At 47.5% G+C, this 23081-nt stretch carries 21 protein-coding genes; 6 read left to right on the top strand and 15 right to left on the bottom strand.

What is annotated here, in order from left to right:
* Positions 1–81: 81 nt before the first annotated feature.
* The 6 genes from EHW58_RS02865 to EHW58_RS02840 form a co-directional block, all read right to left on the bottom strand.
* Positions 82–2433: a hypothetical protein gene (locus EHW58_RS02865; protein ID WP_152794683.1), complete on the bottom strand. Its 2352-nt coding sequence runs from the start codon at positions 2431–2433 to the stop codon at positions 82–84.
* 203 nt (positions 2434–2636) lie between these two features.
* Positions 2637–4187, bottom strand: coding sequence for a hypothetical protein (locus tag EHW58_RS02860; protein ID WP_152794680.1), 1551 nt, complete (start codon positions 4185–4187; stop codon positions 2637–2639).
* On the bottom strand, positions 4184–4765 hold the full coding sequence (locus EHW58_RS02855) for an ECF-type sigma factor (protein ID WP_152794677.1): 582 nt from the start codon (positions 4763–4765) through the stop codon (positions 4184–4186). Before EHW58_RS02855 ends, EHW58_RS02860 begins: the two co-directional genes overlap by 4 nt.
* On the bottom strand, positions 4755–6182 hold the full coding sequence (locus EHW58_RS02850) for a chromosome partitioning protein ParA (RefSeq protein ID WP_152794674.1): 1428 nt from the start codon (positions 6180–6182) through the stop codon (positions 4755–4757). The genes EHW58_RS02855 and EHW58_RS02850 overlap by 11 nt, the downstream gene beginning before the upstream one ends.
* Positions 6172–7485: a serine/threonine-protein kinase gene (locus EHW58_RS02845; protein ID WP_077479667.1), complete on the bottom strand. Its 1314-nt coding sequence runs from the start codon at positions 7483–7485 to the stop codon at positions 6172–6174. Before EHW58_RS02845 ends, EHW58_RS02850 begins: the two co-directional genes overlap by 11 nt.
* 67 nt (positions 7486–7552) lie before the next feature.
* Positions 7553–8176, bottom strand: coding sequence for a LysE family translocator (locus EHW58_RS02840; protein ID WP_370517142.1), 624 nt, complete (start codon positions 8174–8176; stop codon positions 7553–7555).
* 264 nt (positions 8177–8440) lie between these two features.
* On the opposite strand from EHW58_RS02840, the gene metN reads away from it, so the two are divergent.
* From metN to metQ, 3 genes are read left to right on the top strand one after another with little or no spacing between them, the layout of a single operon-like run.
* A complete protein-coding gene (gene metN / locus EHW58_RS02835; RefSeq protein WP_077456719.1) occupies positions 8441–9475 on the top strand; it encodes a methionine ABC transporter ATP-binding protein MetN in 1035 nt (344 codons plus the stop codon).
* Complete coding sequence (locus EHW58_RS02830; RefSeq protein ID WP_077578564.1) at positions 9465–10151, top strand: methionine ABC transporter permease; 687 nt, start codon at positions 9465–9467, stop codon at positions 10149–10151. Before metN ends, EHW58_RS02830 begins: the two co-directional genes overlap by 11 nt.
* Before the next feature lie 46 nt (positions 10152–10197).
* A complete protein-coding gene (gene metQ, locus EHW58_RS02825; RefSeq protein ID WP_077605865.1) occupies positions 10198–11013 on the top strand; it encodes a methionine ABC transporter substrate-binding lipoprotein MetQ in 816 nt (271 codons plus the stop codon).
* A 124-nt stretch (positions 11014–11137) separates the two neighbouring features.
* Here metQ and EHW58_RS02820 read toward each other — a convergent pair whose 3' ends face one another.
* A complete protein-coding gene (locus tag EHW58_RS02820; RefSeq protein WP_069361057.1) occupies positions 11138–12154 on the bottom strand; it encodes a CNNM domain-containing protein in 1017 nt (338 codons plus the stop codon).
* Positions 12151–13524, bottom strand: a complete 1374-nt coding sequence (locus tag EHW58_RS02815) for a hemolysin family protein (RefSeq protein WP_152794668.1) — start codon at positions 13522–13524, stop codon at positions 12151–12153. Before EHW58_RS02815 ends, EHW58_RS02820 begins: the two co-directional genes overlap by 4 nt.
* 271 nt (positions 13525–13795) lie before the next feature.
* Between EHW58_RS02815 and EHW58_RS02810 the strand changes: the two genes are divergently transcribed.
* Complete coding sequence (locus EHW58_RS02810; RefSeq protein WP_152794665.1) at positions 13796–14761, top strand: GlxA family transcriptional regulator; 966 nt, start codon at positions 13796–13798, stop codon at positions 14759–14761.
* A gap of 132 nt (positions 14762–14893) precedes the next feature.
* Here the strand turns inward: EHW58_RS02810 and EHW58_RS02805 are convergent, their stop codons facing one another.
* The 4 genes from EHW58_RS02805 to EHW58_RS02790 all read right to left on the bottom strand — a co-directional run bounded on the left by EHW58_RS02805 (position 14894) and on the right by EHW58_RS02790 (position 19001).
* The gene (locus tag EHW58_RS02805) at positions 14894–16498 is read right to left on the bottom strand and encodes a BCCT family transporter (protein ID WP_077578569.1); all 1605 of its coding nucleotides are present in this window, start codon (positions 16496–16498) and stop codon (positions 14894–14896) included.
* 177 nt (positions 16499–16675) lie between these two features.
* The gene (locus EHW58_RS02800; protein ID WP_152794663.1) at positions 16676–17137 is read right to left on the bottom strand and encodes a thioesterase family protein; all 462 of its coding nucleotides are present in this window, start codon (positions 17135–17137) and stop codon (positions 16676–16678) included.
* Positions 17137–18093 (bottom strand): L-carnitine dehydrogenase, encoded by a 957-nt coding sequence (locus EHW58_RS02795; protein WP_152794660.1) that lies wholly within the window; start codon positions 18091–18093, stop codon positions 17137–17139. The genes EHW58_RS02800 and EHW58_RS02795 overlap by 1 nt, the downstream gene beginning before the upstream one ends.
* Entirely contained in the window at positions 18090–19001 is a 912-nt protein-coding gene (locus tag EHW58_RS02790; RefSeq protein ID WP_152794657.1) for a 3-keto-5-aminohexanoate cleavage protein, read from the bottom strand. The genes EHW58_RS02795 and EHW58_RS02790 overlap by 4 nt, the downstream gene beginning before the upstream one ends.
* A gap of 285 nt (positions 19002–19286) precedes the next feature.
* Here EHW58_RS02790 and EHW58_RS02785 point away from each other — a divergent pair, with 285 nt between their 5' ends.
* Together EHW58_RS02785 and EHW58_RS02780 are read left to right on the top strand one after the other, a co-directional pair.
* The gene (locus EHW58_RS02785; protein WP_152794654.1) at positions 19287–19583 is read left to right on the top strand and encodes an addiction module antidote protein; all 297 of its coding nucleotides are present in this window, start codon (positions 19287–19289) and stop codon (positions 19581–19583) included.
* Between the two features lie 373 nt (positions 19584–19956).
* Positions 19957–20526, top strand: coding sequence for a sce7726 family protein (locus tag EHW58_RS02780; protein ID WP_152794651.1), 570 nt, complete (start codon positions 19957–19959; stop codon positions 20524–20526).
* On the opposite strand, the gene EHW58_RS02775 is transcribed toward EHW58_RS02780, so the two are convergent.
* From EHW58_RS02775 to EHW58_RS02765, 3 genes are read right to left on the bottom strand one after another with little or no spacing between them, the layout of a single operon-like run.
* A complete protein-coding gene (locus tag EHW58_RS02775; RefSeq protein ID WP_152794648.1) occupies positions 20507–21559 on the bottom strand; it encodes a beta family protein in 1053 nt (350 codons plus the stop codon). The two genes, EHW58_RS02780 and EHW58_RS02775, sit on opposite strands and share 20 nt — an antisense overlap.
* Entirely contained in the window at positions 21556–22398 is an 843-nt protein-coding gene (locus tag EHW58_RS02770; RefSeq protein WP_152794646.1) for an ImmA/IrrE family metallo-endopeptidase, read from the bottom strand. Before EHW58_RS02770 ends, EHW58_RS02775 begins: the two co-directional genes overlap by 4 nt.
* The gene (locus EHW58_RS02765; protein ID WP_152794643.1) at positions 22395–23081 is read right to left on the bottom strand and encodes a GNAT family N-acetyltransferase; all 687 of its coding nucleotides are present in this window, start codon (positions 23079–23081) and stop codon (positions 22395–22397) included. The genes EHW58_RS02770 and EHW58_RS02765 overlap by 4 nt, the downstream gene beginning before the upstream one ends.

Raw genomic sequence — 23081 nt, 5'->3', positions numbered from 1 at the left:
AATGGTTATCATTTTATAGCATTATTTGTGATCAAAAAAGCCCTCGCTCAACGAGGGCTCTTCACAACACCTTGTATTCAATTACTCTTGAATTAACGGGAGGTTGTCCATGATATCTAGCATCACCTGCTTGTTATCACTAGAAAGGCTGTAGTTTGGCAACGACGTTCCACCGTTATCTTGAGACCACGAAATCCCCACTAAAACATCGCCTATTTTGCGGTTAATGTAGCGATGACGTTTTTTCTTATCCTCACTCGATTCCTGTTGAATAAGCAACTCATTGCCGAATTCATCTTGAATAACACGCCATTGACCACCGGTAAAAAAGTCATCTTTTGACTGTGTTTTATAGTCGATGGATTGAGATTCGTAGTAACCATTGCTTTTGAAGCGATTCATTAATATCGAGTATTGCAAAATCGGATCTTCCCCATCGAAACTTTGGGTGACACCGGTTTGCTCAACCATCAATCGATATTCTTCAACACCAGGGTAAACAAATGAGTCAACCTGAGCTGATTGATAAAAAGGAGTATCTGACGAGTCTAGCCAGAACAACTCATCATTAAACGCTTTCATAATCAATTGCTCTTGACCCTCAGCGTCTACATGGTGATAGAGACGCTCCATCACTACCGATTCACCTGCCCCATCTAAGGTCAATTGTAATTTCCCTTCGTTCAATGTCACACTACCGCAACGTTTATGTTCATACTCAACATAGTCTGTTACATGATCAAGAGAGACCAACATCTGTTGAACAGATTGTGGATTCGTTAATGACCAATCGGTCTTACGACTAATGTTTGTCTTGTAGGCGTCGGGCACCTCGTCATTGCCGCCCCAGCAGAACTGATAATCTCCACCATTTTGTAGGAACATGGCATAACCAATTTCACCATCGGAATCTGCCAGGCTACCCATTTTCCACACGCGATTATCGTCAAATAACGCTTGGGTAAAGCCGTTTTCTGGTTCAGTCACTGGAGGCTGATAGCCCTCTTTAACGTCAGGAAGGGAGAACAGGGTTGACGTCATCGCCCCTTTATTATCTTTCGCAGAGATAACGAGTTTTGTCCCCGACTGACGCGCATGTTTCGGGACACCCGTAATACGTACGAGACCTTGTTTATCCACGGAGGCAACGAGACCCTCGAGATTAAACTGATCGACGTGATAAGACTGGATCGCTCCATCGGCGTCCTTGAACAGAGCTGCAACACTGAACGATTGCTCAAAAACGTCACCTTGCTGGATATACCAATTATCAAGGATATCCTGCAATTCGGTTTTTTCTTGAGTATCCACAACTGGCGCTTTGTTTGATGTGCCAACTGTGAACTGAAGTGTCACTGCTTGTTTACCAACTTTTTTATTATCACTGTTAAAATCGTCGGCCAAAAGGGTTAGAACAACAGGGCCAGCTTTTAACGCTTCACCATTACTCGAAAGCTTAAGTGTATTCTCGCGATAAGAGATCTGAATCCCCATATCTGGCGACAATGAGTCTACCGACCACGCTACTGGTGCTGTAGTATCTTTATCACTGAATAGCTCCGCAATATCTAAATCAATGACTGGAAAACTGTCGGTATCCATTAATGATTTCGTTTTGTCACTCAGCTTTGCCTGTAGTTTAGCTAAGGCATCGGCGTTTACTTTTACTGTGTGGTTTTCAGTGACCGTAAAGCTGTCGTTGTTATTATCGCGCGTAATTACTGGCTTATACGTCGCATCTTCCAACTGCTCATCAGTCAAGGTATCAACATGTTGGACCGCCCGATCAGCGATCTTTAAAGCCATTTCATCATACTCAGCTTTACTGTCAGCCTTTGAAACTGTCAGTACCTGAGCAACTTTATGCAATTTTTTATTTTTGCCCACATAGTCATCGAAGATTTCTGCTGAGTCTTCAATACCTAATGCCGTTTGCACCGCGTCGATTGCGACGTCTTCACTTTCACCTTGGCGCACTCTACTTGCGACCAAATCAGACAATGGTGAAATAACAACATTTTTGTTCTTAAGAGTAGAACTCGGCGCCATTAATGCGACTTCTTTATTGAGCTTTTGTCCTTTCAAATCTTGGTCAATCGTCGCTTGAGGATCCAAGCCTAACTCTTCGAGCCAACTCAGTTTAGGACTGCCTTCAGCGATAATCTGTATCCCGATAGGTCCTTTTTCTTTAATCTTTTCACGTGCAACCTGAGCCTTACCATCACTATTCGTTTGTGCGATAACAGGCTCGGATTTATTCCAGTTACCGTCGTTATTTTGGTCGATAAAAACGACAGCATTACTCAAATAACCATCGATTGCCGTAATGGTTACCATATCTTTCGATGGCGTTGATTGCTCAGAAGAGCCAGAGCCATTACAACCGGTCAATGCAATCGCAACGGATGCCGCAAGAAGTGTTTTTTTATTCATCTTTGTCCCTGAAATAAACTGCAAAAACTACGCGCACGATCAAGCGATCTGCGCATTTTCGTTCATTTTGTTGCTAACACCTTGCTAGCACAAGGGACGTAAAGCTATACAAAAACCGTAATTTTTTTTAGTCTTTTTTATCTCAAAGCCACTTTTCGAATAAAAATCAGGCCAAAATAGATAAAATCTGTCTATATATCATACTACTCCTGTGGTTCAGCATAGAGAAGATTGATCTTAAACGTTTCTAAGCGATCTTTATATTCAGGCTTAGGGTGTAACAAGTAAGAGTAGATACGCCCATGAATCGGTATATCACTCGGATCAAAAGAAAAGTCTAGGTAGAGCGCCACTCTCGTCGGCGTTTGCTGGTACGTACCACACTGAGGAGGATAATTTCCCATGGGATCACCACTCGTGCTGATGAGCGTGTTGTATTGTGATGGACCAATCAACACTGAGTAGCCATACCAGCGTTCAATGTCAGCGCACGTCATACTATGAATAGGATGGGTAATATTTAGATCGGAGTCTGCAGGCTGATAATAACTTGGATCATCAATACGGACGTTGTAGATGTAATTCATCATGCCCACCAAGTAATAGTTACCCTCAGGATCCATTAACAAGTGGTCAAAATAACGGCCTTCATAGATATGCCGTCCGGTATGCATATTCAACCGTGCTTCTGCCGCCCGTTTGTTATCAAAAAGCGTATCGGTTTGGTATTGCCCACCACGTCGTTGCGTAACCAAGTAGTGATGTGCACTTGGCCCATAATAAGCATCATAATCAAAGCGCAGTAACCAAGTGATCTCGCCAGCTTCACGCGATAACTGGATTAAAACAGCATCACCTTCAACTCTGTAAGCTCCCCGCTGCGCGATATTTGACATATCTGGACATTTTAAACGATCTCGGCCGATGGCATACCAAACCGCATCATCACGAAGTAAGAAAATCTCGCATTGCAAGATATCATAAGCGACACCATTTTCATCGCGAATCCGTGTAGTTGTTAAACGATACAAGGGTTGGTCAACAAGCACCTCTGCCTTATCAGGTTTGTCCTCAATCCCCGGCAAAGGAAAACGAGCAACGGCCCAACTCTCTTCACCGCTGCCATGGTGATTATCTCGCGCCCTGATTACTAAAGTTAAGCGCTCCAGATGATCATTCGGCGAGCCGCTCACTACAACCTGGCTTGATGATAACCGGACAGAAATAGACTGTGTTTTTGCTCCCTCAATGCCGACTTGATAACTTAAGAAATCATCTTCAGCATCAATAAATAAATTTTGGAACGAAACCCGATGATACATGGCAACGTCTTGTTCCAAGCGCCACGTTGCAACCTCCGCAGATATTTGAGAAAAAACATGAGGATCGATGGTTGGTTTGCTGTTACTAGGCTTCTGATAACCAACCGCTTCTCGTGACGACGCTTGTGCCGTCATCAATGCCACTTCATCCTCAACACTGTCATCGGGAGATATTTTTGGCTTTTTGACTGGAGCGATAGAAGCTTGGGAAATTGTTTCTTCTAATGTTTCTTCTACTTGTATATCCTGCTCAGTCACTAATAAAGGAGCTGGTGAGAAAAAAGGGAGTGACGCTTTATTTTTTCCTTTTAGCGTTTCAACTGTCTCAGATTGAGTCTTTGTTGCTTCTTCCTCGGCACCTTCACTTTCTGGTCTTAAGATAAAGAAGGACACACATAAAATACACGTTATAACAAATAGCTTCCGCTTCATTGAGCACGCATCCTCGATGCAAACCATCCTTTCGAGAATTTAAGATCCTTTTCGATCAAGCTTTTGCTACAACTCAACGTCTGGCTAATTTCATCCACTTTCATTCCAACCAGATACTTCATTTTTAAAACATCAGCTTGCCTAGGATAGCGATGCCCAAACTTCTCGAGCTCCATATCAAAAACTAGCATTCTATCTAATCCACTCAACTGATTTTTATCTACGAAAATTCTGGTCGATTTTCTCTTACTAGCATGTAATTTTCTTGCTTGTTCAATCAATACCTGACGGATAATTTTTGCAGCCATGAGATAGAATGACTTTCGATTATTCACATCTGTTAAATCCACTTGCGTCATTTTGATATAAGCTTCATTAACAAGCATAGTATCACTGTGAATAGCATCACTAATAATCGTGTTGTCAGCACCAAAGTTATCACTACTTCTTTTGCTTTCAAGTGCCGCCAGTTGCTTTAACCTAGCATAAGCCAGATGGTAAAGTTCTGATTCAGATTGTCGATTACCTTGCTTCCATTGTAAAAGAAGCTGTGTGAAGTCAGCGTTTTTATTCATCATATTTTGTATACATACTTGTCTTAATAGTTTTTAAACTGGGCAAACCATGCTTATCTAATATTTTTATTTGATTGTATTGATAGATAGTCCCGCCTAACCAACTTTCATTAACTGGCAAGTACTCCCAACTGGTGTATTGATCGCCCTTATCTATATCAAACCAACTCACAGTAACATTGAGTGCAGACAAAGCAGTCTTGCCCGTTTCATTTAGCCACCAGGCATCTCGATACAAAAACTTATCCATTAACTGATAGCTTGATTCTGTGATCGGACAATGATCTGTTTCTTTAGGCCCTTCTAGGAGACGATCACCTTTCATCAATACGCACTGAGATGAAGTTTTGCTGCCATTAAATGTTTTCTTTATCCATACTCCGGAGTAATCAATAAAACTCTCTTTACGCTTCGGATAAATAAAAGTCACACCTTCAGCAACATTGTTGTGTTCAATATGTTTTTTTTTGCCTAGCCCCTGAGATTTCTTCATTAAAAGATGCGTTTTCTCATCATAATTTATGGCAATAGAACGATATTTCCAATCGCTACCATCTTGTCGATCGTCAATGTAAAAGCCATTTAATTGATATTGTCGACAGCCCTGGCTAGCACAACTTACTAGGCCTCGTCCACCACCAAATTCACTGAGTGGGCTGACTGCTACCTTCTGGTCGTTACTAGGATCAAGCTGGCACCCTTTGAACCTATCGCCTATTGAAGGATATTCAATGATCGTGTCATCTGTTATCTCAAAAACCGTTTTCCCTATCGGCGCGTGGTAATAAGGATTCCTTAGTTGGTCAAGATTGATGGCGCAGATATTTCCTTTATAGTCTCTTTTCTTGACGGTTTCATAGATGAACACTGTATCTTTCCCATCAAGAATTTTATGCTCTGAAGCAAATTTATCCTTAATATACTCGTGGCTTTTTTTAAGGTGACGAGCAGCTTCTTCGATGGATACAAATGCAAGTTGAAACTCATCCAGATGACTATCTAAGTAGCTTAAGTCAAGATTGTTTAGTGTGTTTATTAGCCCAGTATTGTTCCTCACACTGTCATCAATCATGATGTTATTACGGTTATTTGGTGTACTATCCAGTGACATCAGTAAGCGAGTAAGATTAATACTTCTACTTGGCTGAGTGGAAATATTATTAGGAGTCACAATTTCTTGACCTGAAATTGCACTAATTAAAGCTCCGCGGTTATCTTGACCTAAATAAAATTTAACAGCGTCACCCTCGTCATATTCAAATCGACCTTTATCTGTAAAGCCTTGATGCCCCGAGGATGTTTCGTAATATAAACCTGTAACAGGAGCATCAATAAAGTAGCCACTTAATTGCGGTTCACTTTGCGCTGGCAGTATCACACTCATGTAGGATAGTAAAAACAGTGTAATTTTATTTTTCATTTTTTGAAGTACTCGGATGAGGGACCATCATAGCGACAATTAATTTTTGTTTAACATCATCAGAGACATGGGGATTTGCAAGAATTTGACGACGAGAAAGATCTAACATCACCTCAAAACTAATCGGGTGGTCGTACGTTTCTTTACCATGAAACATCAACTGTGTCAGATGCATAACCAGCTCTTCAGATGCCTGTTTTTCAGAATAAAGCTGCTGATTTTTTTTCACTAACACTAGGCTAAACACAAACGCAGACACGACCAACACGATCGATAAAAATAGAGGGATAGGCCGTCGTCGTACTAAACAGCGTAATCGATAGAGCCAATTATCTTGCTTAACAGAAATCGGCTTTTTATTCATCACATGAATAACGTCATTACGAAGCTGGTTGACAGTCACGTAGCGATTATCTGCCTCTTCTTCTGTCGCTTTAGTAATTACCAATGCCAACTCTTGATTGGGCTTTTTACCGTCCGCAGTCAGTAGAAATGCTAACAATTTGCCTAATGCGTATACGTCTGTTTGTTGGGTAAGGTATTCGCCACGTTTTTGTTCAGGGCTTGCATAACTCTCACTGTAGGCCAACACACCATCATCACTATCAGGGCTTGGATAGCATTCAAGTTTTTGTGTGAGGTTAAAGTCGATAATTTTGGCCTGTCCGTCTCTATCAATCAGGATATTATCCGGCTTAATATCACCATGAATCATTTGGTGGCGATGCGCATGCTCAATCGCTGAGCAAATCGACACAAACAAGGATAGTCGTGCCTTGTGCGACGTTGGCTGCGTTGCTATCTGCTTTCCAAGCGTGCATCCATCCACATACTCCATGACAATATAAACACACCCGTCACTGATCCCGCCATCAAACACCTTTGCGATACAGGGGTGACTTAAACGCGCCAACATCTGTGCTTCTTTGAACAGAGAATTTCTACCGATAATAGGGTACAAAGAGGGGTGGATACACTTTATGGCAAGTTCTTGTTCAAACGTACTATCATCGCGATAAGCGCGATACACAACCCCCATTCCACCGCGGCCAATCTCCTCACCGAGACGATATTTATCCAACGTAGTATTCGGTTCAAACAGCTGTGATGCGATGAAAGATTGAGCCCCATCTGACCAAATTTGGCTCAGCAATGGCTGTGTATCGCAATGATAGAATGGCAAGAGTTGTGCGTATTGAGAGGGAGACGTGACTTTCAACCGACTTAACCATACTTCCTGTTCTTCCTCGGACAAATCGAGAAAATCATAAACAAGCTGCGTCTCAGCCCCACCAAATTGCACAATAATCGACCAAGCCTATGAATTTAAGTGGTTATTCTAATTATTTGCAGAATTATTAAAAGTTAATTCACCCCAACGCCAACCAAAATCCGACGCCGATCATCAGGGTGCCGGCGATTCGGTTCAGCATTTGCACATTGCCCTTTTGCTGCAAAAACTGACGCAAGGTACGCCCACCGCTGGCATACAGCATTAAACAACTAAATTCCGTGCAAAGGATGATCAACACCAGCACGCTCAACTGGCTGGGGAGTGACATCGCAGGGTTAATAAACGGTGGCAACAGCGAGATCATAAACGCCCAACCTTTCGGGTTGGCAATGGCGGTCACAAAGCCTTGCGCGGCCAACGACAATGCCGAGGCTTCATTGGCGGTATCGTCATCATCATTTGGGATCGCCATCTTGCCGCGAGAGCGCCACATTTGTACGCCTAAATACGCCAAGTACACACCACCGACATATTTAAACACCTGAAACACGGCGGGATAGTTCAGCATCACCGTCGCCACACCAATGACAGAGGCGATCGCTACCAGCCCCACGCCGATAAGCTCGCCCCACATCATATGTAAGCTACGCTTAACGCCAATTGTCATGCCAAGGGTCATCGATAATGTCATGCACATGCCGGGCGTGACCGACACGAAAAAAAAGGTAGGGATGAACAGCGTCAGCATGGTGGTATCAATTAAAAGCGGAGACATAAAAACAACAGTCTTAACAGTTAGGTACGGAAGCTGTCAGTTAACGCGCTTTGCCTGCAGAGATCAAGCCCTTCGCTCACTTTATAACCGGACGGTTAGACTTATTGCCATTTGGACGTCTAGAAGTAAAAATATCCATTGACTTGTTTTTAACGAACCCATAGCATCAATAACCAGAGCGACAGCAAGAATGTGGCACAAGCCGCTGAGTGAGTCTGCTGTGATCAAATTATTCGCCAAGGACATGTGATGATTGAGATAACCAACCTCAACAAGGTATTCGAACTCGGGGAGCGCCGAATTCATGCCCTTAATGACATCAACTTATTTATTCCCAAGGGGAAAGTATTTGGTGTGATCGGTGCCTCCGGTGCTGGGAAAAGTACCCTGATCCGGATGGTTAACCTGCTCGAGCGCCCAACCAGCGGCTCAGTCAAAGTGGGGGGGACGAACCTCACCGCGCTACCCAACCGCCAGTTGACCCAAGCGCGCCGTAAAATCGGGATGATTTTCCAACACTTTAATCTGCTTTCGTCACGCACCGTTTTCGACAATATCGCCCTACCGCTTGAGCTAAGTGGCTCGAGCCGCGATGAGATAGAAACCCGCGTAAGCGAACTGCTCGATCTGGTCGGCTTGGCCGATAAGCGTGATGTGTATCCTGCCAGCCTCAGTGGCGGACAAAAACAGCGTGTCGCCATTGCCCGCGCACTGGCGCCAAGCCCCAACGTTCTGCTTTGTGATGAAGCCACCAGCGCACTGGATCCGGCCACCACCCAATCGATTTTGTCGCTGCTGCAAACCATCAACCAAAAGCTCAACCTCACCATTTTGCTGATCACCCACGAAATGGACGTGGTCAAACGTATCTGTGACGACGTCGCCATCATTGGCGATGGGGAGCTGGTTGAATCCGGCCCGGTGGGCGAGATTTTTGCGCATCCCAAATCCGACTTGGCCAAACAATTTATTCGTTCAACCCTCGACTTGTCAGTGCCGCATGATTTTGCCCAGCGCTTACAACAAGAATACTTCGAAGGCAGTTACCCCTTGGTGCGCCTCGAGTTTACCGGCGCGACGGTCGATGACCCATTAATCAGCCAGATCTCGCGTCTGTTTGATATCGACATCAGCATTTTAAGCTCAGATATCGACTACGCCGGCGGCGTGAAATTCGGCCTACTCCTTGCGGAAATCATGGGTCCAAAAGAGGCGGTTGAAAACGCCATCACTTACCTCAACAAGCACCATGTCAACACGGAGGTACTCGGCTATGTTGATTGATCAACTCACTCACTGGGTCAATGAAAACAGCGCCCTTATCAACTTGCTCCTCGAGGCTACCGGCCAAACCCTGTATATGGTGTTTGCCTCAGGGATCATGGGGTTTGTGATTGGCATCCCATTGGGCGTGTTACTGCATGTGACCAAACCTGGTGGTTTGCTGGGCCAGCCGCAAGTTAACCAGGTGCTGGGCGCAATAGTGAACATTGGTCGCTCTATCCCCTTTATTATCTTGCTGGTGGCAATTATTCCGTTTACCCGCATGGTTGTTGGTACCTCGATTGGTACCGCGGCGGCGATTGTGCCGCTTACCGTCGGCGCGATTCCATTTATTGCCCGCTTGGTTGAAGGGGCGTTACTCGAGTTACCGGCTGGGCTAGAGGAAGCGGCCAAAGCGATGGGCGCGAACCCGTTCCAGATTATTTATAAAGTGCTGATACCGGAAGCGCTCCCCGGCATCATCAATGGCGCGACCATTACCCTGGTTACCTTGGTGAGCTACTCGGCCATGGCCGGTGCGGTCGGCGGCGGCGGCCTTGGGGATGTGGGCATCCGCTATGGCTATCAGCGCTTTGACACCACAGTGATGCTGATCACCGTTGTAATGCTGGTAGTCTTAGTGCAAGCGATTCAATCTTTTGGTGATTACTTGGTGCGACGCGCCGATCACCGCTAAATCAAACACAATAATGACGAATATGTTCCAAACAGGGAGACAGACAATGAAAACCACGATCAAAACACTACTTGCCACCCTTGGCCTTGCCTCAACCTTGGTGCTGACTGGCTGCGGCGAGAAAGAACAAGCCGCAACCGATACCAACAGCATCACCGTGGGCGTGATGGCCGGCGAAGAAGCACAAGTGGCTGAACACGCGGTGGAAGAAGCGAAAAAGCTCGGTCTTGAGGTAGAGCTGGTGACCTTTACCGATTACGTGTCACCGAACGCGGCACTGGATGATGGCTCGGTCGACGTGAATGCTTTCCAACACAAACCTTACTTGGACGCACAAATCAAAGACCGTGGTTATGAATTTGCGATTGCTGGCAACACCTTTGTGTATCCGATTGCGGCTTATTCTTACAAGCTAGATAGCGTCGAAGATCTACCAGAAGGCGGTAAAATTGCGGTGCCTAACAACCCATCGAACCTAGGCCGTTCACTGGTATTGCTTGAGCAGCAAGGGATCATCAAGCTCAAAGAAGGCGCAGGTATTAACGCGACTAAACTGGATATCGTTGAGAACCCGAAAAACGTAGAAATCATCGAGCTAGAAACCCCACAACTGCCTCGCTCATTGGAAGATGTGGACTTGGCTATCATCAACAACACCTTTGCAGCAGGCGTGGGCCTAACGCCAAGCAAAGACGGTATCTTTGTTGAAGACAAAGAATCGCCTTATGTGAACCTGATTGTGGCGCGCAAAGACAACGTCGACGCAGAAAACGTCAAAACCTTTGTTAAAGCCTACCAAACTGATGCGGTTTACAACGCCGCGATGGAAATCTTTGACGGCGCCGTGGTAAAAGGCTGGTAAGCTAGCGTCACAATATGTTCGCTCAGACGAACGCAGCGACGCTAACGAGTATCGATAGCTAAACAAAATGCCACAGTGACTGGTGAAGTGACTGTGGCGTTTTTTAACCTTGGCAAATAGCGGGTTAACTTGCTGCCGTAACCGGAAGCACGCGTTTTAAAATATCCGCCAGCGTCACCACGCCAATCATTTCCCCCTCTTTACTGACCACCGCAAGCTGAACGCTGGCTTCACGCATGCGCGCTAGCGCTTCGTAGATGGGCGTGTTGGCATCTAACACATACGCATTGCGAGCGACATCGCGTGCGAGTCGGTCTGCCGGTTCGAGTAGCGTATCCCGCACGTGCACCACCAACGGCTTTAGCCCCTCGTTGCCAGTCATTAAAATACGCAGATGCCCTGACGCCACGGCGACAGCACGCACCTCTGCGACCGTTGCATGTTTATCAACATGTGCCATCACCTGCCCCTGGGTGACCAAGGTTTCGATTGCAATCGAACTCAGATCGATCAACCCCGACAATTGCCGTTGAATCGCTGGTTGCAAGGTTCCCACTTGCCCAGAATGCTCAACCAATTGACGAATGGTCTGAATATCTTGTCCCCCGACCGCGGCGCTTTCTACCGGCTCAACCCCTGAGGCTTTCACCAAGCGATTGGCAATACGATTGATCCAGCGAAGTAACGGACGTAACGGCCACACATAAGCGCGCGAGACAACACCGATTGCCAAGGCTGACTTTTCTGGATGAGCAATCGACCAAGACTTCGGTGCCATCTCACCCACGACGAGGTGCAAAAATGTCACCACAAATAGCGCAAACCCGAAGGCCGCCGCATCAGCTGCCCAAGCGGGTAAGCCAACCGCGAGAAAGACGGGCCCTACCCAGACATCCACCGCTGGCTTGGTGACCGCCCCAAGAGCAAAGGTACAAAAGGTGATGCCTAATTGCGCCCCTGCCAGCATCAAGGTCAAATCATTCATCCCACGCAGCGCTGCCCGCGCCGACCCACTCTCTACCGCCATTTCTTCCAAACGATGTCGACGCGCGCCCATCAAGGCAAACTCGATAATGACAAAAAAGCCACTCAACACAATCAAAGCCAGCGTGACCACACTGACCACTAAAGGATCGGTCATTGATTATCCTCCACAATGGGCTGCTCAATAAGCGTGACCCGCACCGACGTGGGAATGTGCCGTTCAATGCTTAATACATCCACTTCAAGATGGCGCATAATTGGTTGACTCTCCGCCAGTTCGGATGGGTCAATCGGCAGCGCAATGGTCACCGTATCCCCTACGGCTGGCAATGCGCCACACGCCGCAATCAATACGCCAGCTATGGTTTCGACATCACCCCGCGGCAGATCATAACCAATCACACGCTCCACTTCGTCGATGTGCACATCACCATCCATTAACCAAATATTGTCGCTTTCAGGGACAACCGCCTCGGCATGATCACTATCATGCTCGTCGGTAATTTCCCCCACGATCTCCATGGCCAAATCTTCAATCGTTAATACGCCAGCAAAGCCGCCATATTCATCAATCACACACGCCAGTTGATTGGTCGTGCGCACCAACTGATCTAGCGCATTTGGCAACGGCATTAATGTGGGGAGAACACTGGCAGGACGCATCACTGACGCCACGGTATCATTTGAATCCGCCTCTGTTTTCGCGAGGACATCTGACAGGTGAACCACGCCCACAGGCGCATCATTATTATCAAGCACAGGATAACGAGTATGGGCTTGCGCCATCAGCGCCAACAATTCGGACAGCTTGGTTTCTGGCGACACCCAATCAACTTGCGAACGCGGCACCATCGCATGCTCAACATCGCGCGCAGGAAAATCCAGGATCCTATCCATCATCAGTGACAACTCCACCGGCAAATCCCCGCTCTCTCGCGAGTCGGCGATAATATGGTGTAAGTCGTCTTCTGAGGCACTCATATCAAGATCATGCACCGGTTGAATCCCCACCACCCGTAGCACCAGGTTGGCGGATTTATCAAAGAAACTGATGATCCAACCAAACACTGACATATAAATCAGTGTCGAACGCGACATCATACGCGCCATGGGTTCAGCATTGGCAATGGCTAAGTTTTTCGGGTAAAGCTCACCCAAAATCATTTGCACAATCATCGCCACCGCGAGCGTCGCCATGGTGCCAATCGCGATCCCCGATTCCAGCGACAAGCCTAGTTGTTGCAATAAAACGCCCATCGACTCGCCGACCAACGGCTCGGCAACAAAGCCCAACACCAAGCCGGTGACCGTGATACCAAGCTGCGCGCCAGACAGCATAAAGCTCGTCCGTTTTGTCACCGCCAGCGCCCGTTTTGCCGATGCATCGCCCGTCGCGGCCAAGGTCGCAAGCTTTGCGCGATCAACCGCCATATAGGCAAACTCTTGCGCCACAAAGTAGCCATTGGCGGCAATAATTAACAAAATAAAGAAAAGACCGAGCAGGAGGGTAATCATAGGTTCAATCATGACTGCATCCTTTGTTGGTGACAACGTACCAGTGAAGGGGAGTGACAATCGACGCGTGTTGGATCCACAAAATATGCCTTATGTAGAAAGAGGAATCGGAGTATATTCTGGTGATATCGATACAGTCTAGTTAATTTTTGCACACCTCTCCGTGACGCGTTTGGCAGCCAAACGAGTTGGTACTTTTATCAATAAAATGCTCACCTTATCTTGACCCGGCTAGTGGCTGCCCCTCATCATTATTTCTACCATTCTTTGTTCGTTTGCGGTCATGCGTCTTGAATACACCGGCCCGATGCCAGAATGCATCGGCTTTCTTTTACTGCCCCGCTTCTCGATGATGGCCTTTTTCTCTGCCGTCGAACCGCTGCGTATTGCCAACCAAATCAGTGGCGAAGCGCTATTTGATTGGCAAATGATCAGTGAAGATGGCAAACCGGTGAAGGCGTCTAACGGCATGTCACTGCTGGCGGATAAAGCCATCGATGCGGTGCATGACCTGCCCTCGCTGGCCGTGTGTAGCGGTTTTGACCCAGAAGCCTATCTAAGCCGCCCCTTAATGCGCTGGTTGCACCGTCTTGATGCGGCGGGGTGCGCGCTCGGCGGGCTCGATACCGGCTGCTTTTTGCTGGCCGCTGCCGATCTGCTTAAAGGGGAACGTGTCACCTTGCATTGGGAAAGCCTGCCCTCGTTTCAAGAGCGCTTCCCGGAGGTGAAAACCTCAGATGAGCTATTTGAACTGGGATCGCGGCGCTTCTCATGCGCGGGGGGCGCAGCGGCGATGGACATGGCACTGGATGTGATTGCACGTCGCCACGGCACCCAATTGGCCATCGACGTCTCTGAGCAGCTGGTGCACGAGCGCATTCGTACTCGGCGCGATCAGCAGCGAATGACACTCGCCCGCCGCCTCGGCACCCATCGACGACGTCTGGTCGAAGCGGTGGATGTGATGGAACGCCATATAGAATCACCCCTGTCTTTGGCCGAGGTGGCTCAGCGCAGCGGTATTTCACTTCGTCATCTGCAACGGCTTTTCGACAGCGAGCTAAACCAGTCCCCGCGAAGCTGGTATTTGGGATTAAGGCTAGAGCGAGCCCGCTACTTGCTTAAAGAAACCGATCTCGATGTGTTGTCCGTGGGGTTGGCGTGTGGCTTTAATTCAAGCTCGAGCTTTTCCCGCGCCTTTCGCAGCTATTACGGCGCATCACCGCGTCAGATACGTCAAGCGCAGTAGAGGTAAGGAAAGAAAAGCGCTCACCCCACTACCTTAATCGGCAACGGAGTGAGCGGATATTGCGTTCAAAGCGTCACAGGGCGACGCTTCAAGCCGCTATTTTTTTGCGAATCGCTATTTTTTAACGGCTCGCTATTTTTTCGCCGCCACCAGCGAGCGGCGGGATTCACCAAACAGTGAGATCAGCACCCCGGCGGTCATTACCAGGATCACCACGCTCAGTGGCAAGGCAGCGGCGATCAACGCCGTCTGTAGCGCTTTAAGGCCACCGGCCATCAGCAGCGTCGCCGCCACCAAGCCAATCACCACGCCCCAAATAATACGGAAACGCCGCGGCGGCTCTTCGTCACCCAGTGACAAAATCGTCGTCAGCACCAGGGTGCCCGAGTCCGACGAGGTCACAAACCAGCTCATCAGCAAGAACACCATCAAGGCCGAGAGTATCCAGCCGAACGTGCCGGTGCCAACAATGCCATCGGCAGCCGCAAACAAGGCCGCTGGCAGCTCCCAAGCATTGACCAAGTCAATAATGCCGGCACTACCCACGCCACCACTGGCATAAAGCTCCTGGTAAATCGCATTGCCGCCAAAGATCACCAACCAGACAAAAATCAGTAAGGTAGGGACAAACAACACGCCCAGCACGAACTCACGCAAGGTACGCCCTTTGGAAATACGCGCAATAAACAACCCAACAAAGGGTGCCCAAGCCAGCCACCAGCCCCAATAGAAAATAGTCCAGGCCTGCTGCCAATCTACCGTACCCGGCTCGTCGGCAAACCACAGCCCCATGGGGATAAAGTTAATCGCATAGTCGAGTAAGGTTTCACCAAACGCGCCGAACAACCACAGTGTGGGGCCGCCAATTAAAAAGACGCCAACCACAAACACCGACACCCAAATATTCATCTGCGAAATGATACGGATCCCGCGGCGCACGCCAGAGACCGCCGACACAATCGAGATAAACGAAATCACCGCAATCAACACCAGTTGGGTCGATAAGCCAGAGGCGATTCCCATCAAACGCTCCAGCCCCACGGCCATTTGGCTCACGCCAAGTCCGAGCGACGTCGCCACACCAAACACGCAACCGAGCACCCCGAGGATGTCAAACAGATGGCCCCAGACGCCGAAAATACGATCGCCGATAAAAGGATAAAGCGCCGAGCGCAGGGCCAAAGGCAGTTGCTTACGGTAGGCAAAATACGCCAGCGACATACCGACAATCACATAGATGGCCCAGCCATGCAGCCCCCAGTGGAACACGGTGACCCGCAGCGCATCGATGGCGCGCTCATAGCCAATGGTAGCCGCGCCCGCCATATCAGCGTGGGGGTTGTTGGGATAACCAAATCCGCCGGTGTTATCGAGGTAAAAAATCGGTTCGGCCACCCCAAAAAACAGGATGCCGATACCGATGCCGGCAGAGAACAGCATCGAGAACCAAGAGAAGTTACTAAACTCCGGGCGACTGTCGTCAGGGCCGAGCCGCACGTTACCGTACTTGCTGAAAACGATAAAACCGCACACGGTCAATAACAGCATCACGGTGACCAGGTAGTAGCCACTAAAGGTACTTTCAATCCAAGTGCGCGTGGTACCAAACAGGACACTGGCCGTCTCGGATTGAAAGCCGGTGAACAGCACAAACGCCAGTACCAGCACGGCTGAACAAATGGTCATGCCGCGATGCATGCCTTGAAAGAAGCCACCTTGCGCAAGCTCGGTGACCATATAATCGGTCGAGGTAGCAGCCTGCTGGCTGTCACCGCGTTGGGGTGAGTGTGGGGGTGTTGAAGTAGCGATAATGATTCCTCCTTGAGCCGGAAGTCGGGCCGGCGATCCCGTTATCCGCCCAGCCGACTGCTGGGCGGGACCTCATAATGGCTCACCATCTCGGTGACGACGCACTCACGGCCTACTGGGCAGACCGATACGACGCCCGGCAAGCTGGGGCCAGTCATGGTCGGATGCGGCAGGCAGCCCCTCAATCAGGCTGGCGACAACATCCGGAAACGGCGCTGGGCGACCGGTTTGCGTATCGATGCCCATCAGCATCTGCTCGCTGGTGGCCAGCACCTCACCTTGGGTATCACACATTTGCATAAACACGTGCAGGCGCTTTTGATCCCGCGCTAACACGGTCACGTCAACCACCAAGGTCTGCCCTTGGTGGACTTCACGCCGGTAACACAAATGGGTTTCTAAGGTATAAATGGTGTAGCGATGTTGGGTGCGGCCTGCGTCATCCAAGCCAATGGTCGCCATTAGTGCATCGACACCCAGCGAGAACACACGCGCGTACTCGGCGTCGTTCATGTGCCCGTTATAATCGACCCATTCGGGGGCGACGTCTATCGTTAACAGTGCCATTAGATGCGCCCTTCCAAACCTTCAGCCTCGGGCCAGTATTTTTGTACCAAGTCCAAAAGCTCGACCAAGAAGGCATCACGGCGACGGTCTAGCTCAGAGACCGGACGACCCGCGGCTTGGTGTTCACAGCCTTCGACCACTTTATCAATCAGCTCATCGGTGAGCTCAGGCGCTTCCAGCTTGGTCCACGGCAGTTTTAGCGCCGGGCCGAACTGCTCTAGCATATGGCGCATGCCCTGCTCGCCACCGGCCAGATGGAAGGTTAAGAAGGTGCCCATCAGCGACCAACGCAAGCCACAGCCATAAACCACTGCCGCATCAATCTCTTCGGTAGTGGCCACCCCATCGTTAACCAGGTGCAAGGCTTCACGCCACAGCGCTTCCATCAAGCGGTCTGCAATGTGCCCCTCGATTTCACGCTTAACCACCAAGGGACGCATTGCCAATTCTTGGTAGAGTGCGTGAGCGCGATCAATATGATCCGGTTGAGTGGCTTCGCCGCCCACCAATTCCACCAACGGCAGCAGATACACCGGATTAAAAGGATGCGCGACGATGACGCGTCCGGGAAGATGATCACAATCACTCTGCAGCTCAGTGGGTTTAAACCCAGACGTCGATGAGCCAATAATCGCGTTTGGCGCTGCGGCCGCATCAATTGCCGCCAAGGTCTCACGCTTAATATCAATGCGCTCCGGCACGTTCTCTTGAACCAGATCGGCCTCTTTCACCGCCTGCTCAAGGCTATCAACAAAGGTTAACCGGGCAGGATCTGCGTCTTCAGCCAGCCCTAGTTTTTCTAACGATGGCCAGGCATTGGCCACGAAGGCACGGGTGCGAGTAGGCGCTTGTGGGTCAGGGTCATAGGCAACCACGTCCCAACCTTGCGCCAAGGCGCGCGCAATCCAGCCATTACCAATCACACCGGTGCCGATGACCGCTAACTGCTTGCTCATTGGTCACCTCCTTCAACCGGTTTACCGGTTTTAGGGTCAACCAGTTTCAGCGCGGCGCGCGTTTGTGCAGGGGTCATAATACGACCGCCGAGGTTTTCAATGATGGTGCTCGCCTTTTCTACCAAGCCGCCGTTGGTCGCCATTACCCCTTTTTCCAGGTAGAGGTTATCTTCCAAACCCACGCGCGCATGACCACCCAGCAACATGGCTTGCGCGACCATCGGCATCTGATGGCGACCAATTCCAAACGCCGCCCAGTTGGCGTTTTCCGGCAACTTATTGCGCATTGCCAGCATGGTTTCGGTGTCTGCTTCCGCGCCCCATGGAATGCCTAAGCACAGCTGAAACAGCGGATCGCCCTCGAGCAAACCTTCTTTTTGCAGCTGACGCGCAAACCAAACGTGGCCTAAGTCAAAGCATTCCAGCTCTGCTTTCACGCCCGCGGCCTGCACCATACGGGCTTGCTCACGCAGCCAGTCAGCGGTGTTAATGTACACCATGTCGCCAAAATTCAGGCTGCCGCAATCTAAGGTACACAGCTCAGGCAAGAGCTCGCCCACTGGCGCATGGCGCTCGGCTGGGGTTTGCATATCGGTGCCCAGGCCACCACGGCTTGGGTCTTGGGCATCCGGCACCCAATCCCCGCCACCACCGCCGGTGATGTTCATGACAATATCGACGTCTGATTCGCGAACACGTTCCATCACCTCACGGAAGTGATCAATGTTGTGGCTAATGCCGCCCGTTTCAGGATCACGCACGTGAATATGAGCGACACTGGCACCAGCACGCGCCGCCTCAATACAGTTGTCGGCAATCTGTTTTGGCGTGATTGGCACATTGGGGTTTTTGCCCGTGGTATCGCCCGCACCGGTGACGGCGCAGGTAAGAATGACGCTGCGATTCATGTTCGGCCTCTTGTCGCTTGATTAAACTGGCCACAGTGTGTCCGGAATAACACGCCACAACTTGACACTAAGCGACATAAAAACCACATAAAGAGACATTGTGAGTTATTGGCAGGCTGACGGAATGGCACGAAAAGCCACAGGATAGCGTTAACCATGATAAGGTTTATCGATTTTTATTTGAGCATAGCGGATCACAGGCGTTGCTTAAGCGCTAGACTAGAAGGCATGAAAGCGGCGGCAGATGGCAAATTCTAACATTTCAGATATAAAAGGGATTCAGCGATGATAACGACACCCCCATTTGACCAAGCAGCGTCCTTGGACAATCGAAAAGCACTTCAAGCTTACTTAGACGAAGCGGTGCAAACGGGCGATCCCGCATTTATCGCCGATGCACTCGGTGTGATCGCACGCGCCAAAGGAATGGCAGATATTGCTAAGCAAACCGGCCTTTCACGAGAAACGCTCTACCGCACAGTCAGCCAAAAAGGCAATCCGAACCTTAAGACACTGATGGCGATTGTGAATGCGTTAGGGGTGGAGTTGAGGCTTGGTGACTCGAAGCCAGTGAAGTCATAGTGGCGATAGCGGCGCTGCAAATGCAGGATGTTACTCAGCTGGATATACTGTGAAATGAGCAAGTCCGCACTAAACAATGCGGGCTTTGGGTGGAGTAATGCGAAAAGGATAAGTCGGATGTCGTTCTAACTTGGAAATGGACACTTTCGAGTTTAAAAGTGCCGACTGTAACAGTTCTGGACAAAACCTTGTCAGTGGTTTTACTAAATTAGTAAAATATGAATGACTACAGGAATGGAAAGTCGCTTAACTTTGTGTCAAGTATTAGTGGTGAAGATCACTTATTCATAGTTTTTCAAGCTAAACCCTATTCTTTCAACCAGTTTCAACATCGACTAAAATGCTCTTAGATGATGTAGACAGACCCTAACTAATGACCTTAAATGACACTGAAATCCGAATAGCCTTGAAGGAATACCTTCTTCGCCTCCCGACAAAGCCTCAGGCTATTCTAGAAGAACTGCATGTGCATAAGGGAAATGCTATTGCAGATGTGGTTGCCGTATACAAAGAACCTCACTGCTATGAGATTAAGGGGGAGAATGACAACATTACAAGAATTAAGAAACAAGGTTTTTTCTACAACCTTGTTTTCAACAAAATCACGCTTGTAACAACACAAAAGCACTTAAAAAATGCACTTAATAAAGCCCCAGCACACTGGGGAGTAATCATCGTCACACATGATGATTGCAAATTCAAAATTAAACATTACAGAAAAGCATCAAGCAATCCATTGTTTAATAAAGAAAAAGCAATCCAATTATTATGGAGACAAGAAATGCTCTCCATAATTCAAGAACAAGAACTAGACATTTCTCTTAAGCTTAATAAGACTGACTTAGCTTCTAACCTTGCATCATTGCTAAACAAAGGAAATATTCACACTAATGTAGCCAAGATGCTTACAGCTAGGTCTTTCGCTAAAGCACAAAGTCATTAAGCATATACACAATGTGTAAGTTCACTAAAGCCTTTGGAATGGTGCTAGGTGTAGCATCATTCCCTATACCATTGGCTTTTTCATAGATATATTTGTCACCAAATGAATAGCCTTGCGTTCTGTAGAACTTTTTAGCGATAAGCAAAGACGATAGGTCATTGTATTGTTTATTCCCTCTAGGGTGGGTTTCAATAGCATACCCTCGCATGACGTGCATGCTATCATCGAAAGAATAAATCATCTTAGGTGCTGTAACCTTTCGCATGATTTCACCCTGAACCTTTACTTCCGAATAGTTAGGGCTAACTGCCGTATAGTCACCTAACTTAGTGAACTCATGGCTCTTTTTCACTTGGCGATATAGCTCAATCTCAGAGCGAGAAAATGTACCTGTTTTGCCTGGCTCCAAAAGGTCTCGGATAGACGCAGGAATAGAAGAGCCAGTTACAATAATTTTGTCAAAATCATAGTCACTTGTAATATCCGAAATAAATTCAATTATTTCATTGGCTCTTTCTTCTATATCTACTCCATTACACATCCTGTTGTCGATGATTAAGTGAACGTATGAGAAATTATCGATACACTCATCCAACAACTCGCCAATTTCATCTTCTGCGAGGAGGTAATCAAGCTCATCACTTGTGATTCGAAATGCTACTGTATCTGTCTCAATGTCTCTAGACCATTCAAATACAACATCATTGCGGCGTTCGGTCCTATCAATACCAACAACAGGAATGATAGGTGCATCATTGAATACATTTAAAAGATAACCATAGTTATCGTCCCCTTCGATTTCAATAGAGTCATCAATATCAAAGTTATCTATATAAAATGCAGGAAGCTCAGTGAGATTAATCTCATACTTCCTATGCAAGGAATTTATTATTTTAGTGAGATATGCCTCATCCATTTCATCTCGTCGAGGTAAATCAAAAAAAGGAGTCAGTCCTTTCTTATGAGCTAGACTTAGCTCTTTTATAGCTGCAACCTCATTTACTTTAAATTTCAGAAATGGAATATAACTCATATACCAAAGTACTCCCTCACATCGAATTCATTGATAACACCACTATATAAGTTGTATTGGTTTAGCTCTCGTCTTATTCTTCCTGCAACAATTGTCGGATGAACTCCAATTTCAGCGGCAAATGCCTTTAATACTCTATCACCCTGCTCGTATTTACAAGGACAATTGCGCCAAACATGACGAGGAATCATCAGTTCTTTAGCCAATTTATCTGCTTGTTTTTCAATCAATGATGTTGCTGAAGCGTCAAAATCTTCAATTATTGGAGTGGTGAGTTGCTCTCTATGGAGGTACAAATGAGCCAACTCATGCACTAAAGTGAACCAAAAATTATCTAACCTATTGTAACGGAGACTCAGCGCAATAACGGCATGCCCATTCTCATTGATAAATACTGAACCATCAGTTTTCAATCTTGGTAATGCTTGCTCAATAACAAAAATTATTCCTTTCCTTGCTAGAGTCTCCTCTAACGCCGATAAGTTTTTTGTATCTTGACTCAAAGAAATTAACTTTCTAATCTCATCTTTTGTTATAGCTTTAAATTTTGGAATATCGTTTACTGAGCCATATAAGTAAGCAATGCTCTTAACTCTGGATAGCCAATAAGTAACCAGTACATCTGACGCATCATCACGTTTTCTGTATAACACACCTTGATGCTGTGCTGAAATCGCCTCTTTATACAGTCGAGATTTAGTATCTTCTTTGCGTAATGCTACAGGTATTCCCTTGAGAGTCTCATTTGCTTCATCTAAGCAACGAAGATGCTCCTGAAGAGACTTTGGCTCATTTGGAAAGACAAAAAAATCATCTAGCATTTTAAACTCCTCATTCATGATGCCTCCAAATATTGGTCTGCGACCTGAGACGGCATTTCATAAAATTTAAGTTCATCTTTGTCATTCTGCTCAAAACTGAGCATGCCAAGGCTCTCGTAAAAACCTGTTGCTGTCGGAACCGAATGCAAAGAAAAGCCCAAATGAAGTCCTAGTGTCTTAGTTGCATAATTTACGACGAACTGAATCATAACCTTACCTAACCCTACTAACTCTCGTTCCTGCATAGGGTTTTTTCTATTCCATGGGGCTACTGCTATGTACTCTATGTAGAATATGTCTTCTTCATGAATTACTGATTTTTTGGGGTGATAAATCATGCATGCTGCTTGAGGTTTACCATCTGCATAGAGGTAAAACCATTCATATTCATCACTACTATGAGCACAACTCTTCGATAACCAGTCCCAGTGCGAATCAGCAAGTTGAATATACGAGTCAATATCATCCAGCTCTTCTGGTGAATATTTTTGGTCTCTGATGAATTGAATTAAGTTCGTATTAAAGATGCCCCACATGCTATCGCATTGGTTTGCTTTAGCTATGTCCCAACCAACGAAAATTTCATAATCGGCATCACCATCAGTGCCACGCTTTACAGTTCCTTTAGTAGCATGTTCTGTAAAGTTAGGCATAACACCTTGTTGGTCAATCATGGTACGAATATCGTCAATCGTCATCAT

This window comes from Salinivibrio sp. VYel1, from assembly GCF_009377945.1.
Classification (GTDB): Bacteria; Pseudomonadota; Gammaproteobacteria; order Enterobacterales; family Vibrionaceae; genus Salinivibrio; species Salinivibrio siamensis.
Note: the sequence above shows the minus strand (reverse complement) of the source record. Positions and strands in the feature narration are given on the sequence as shown.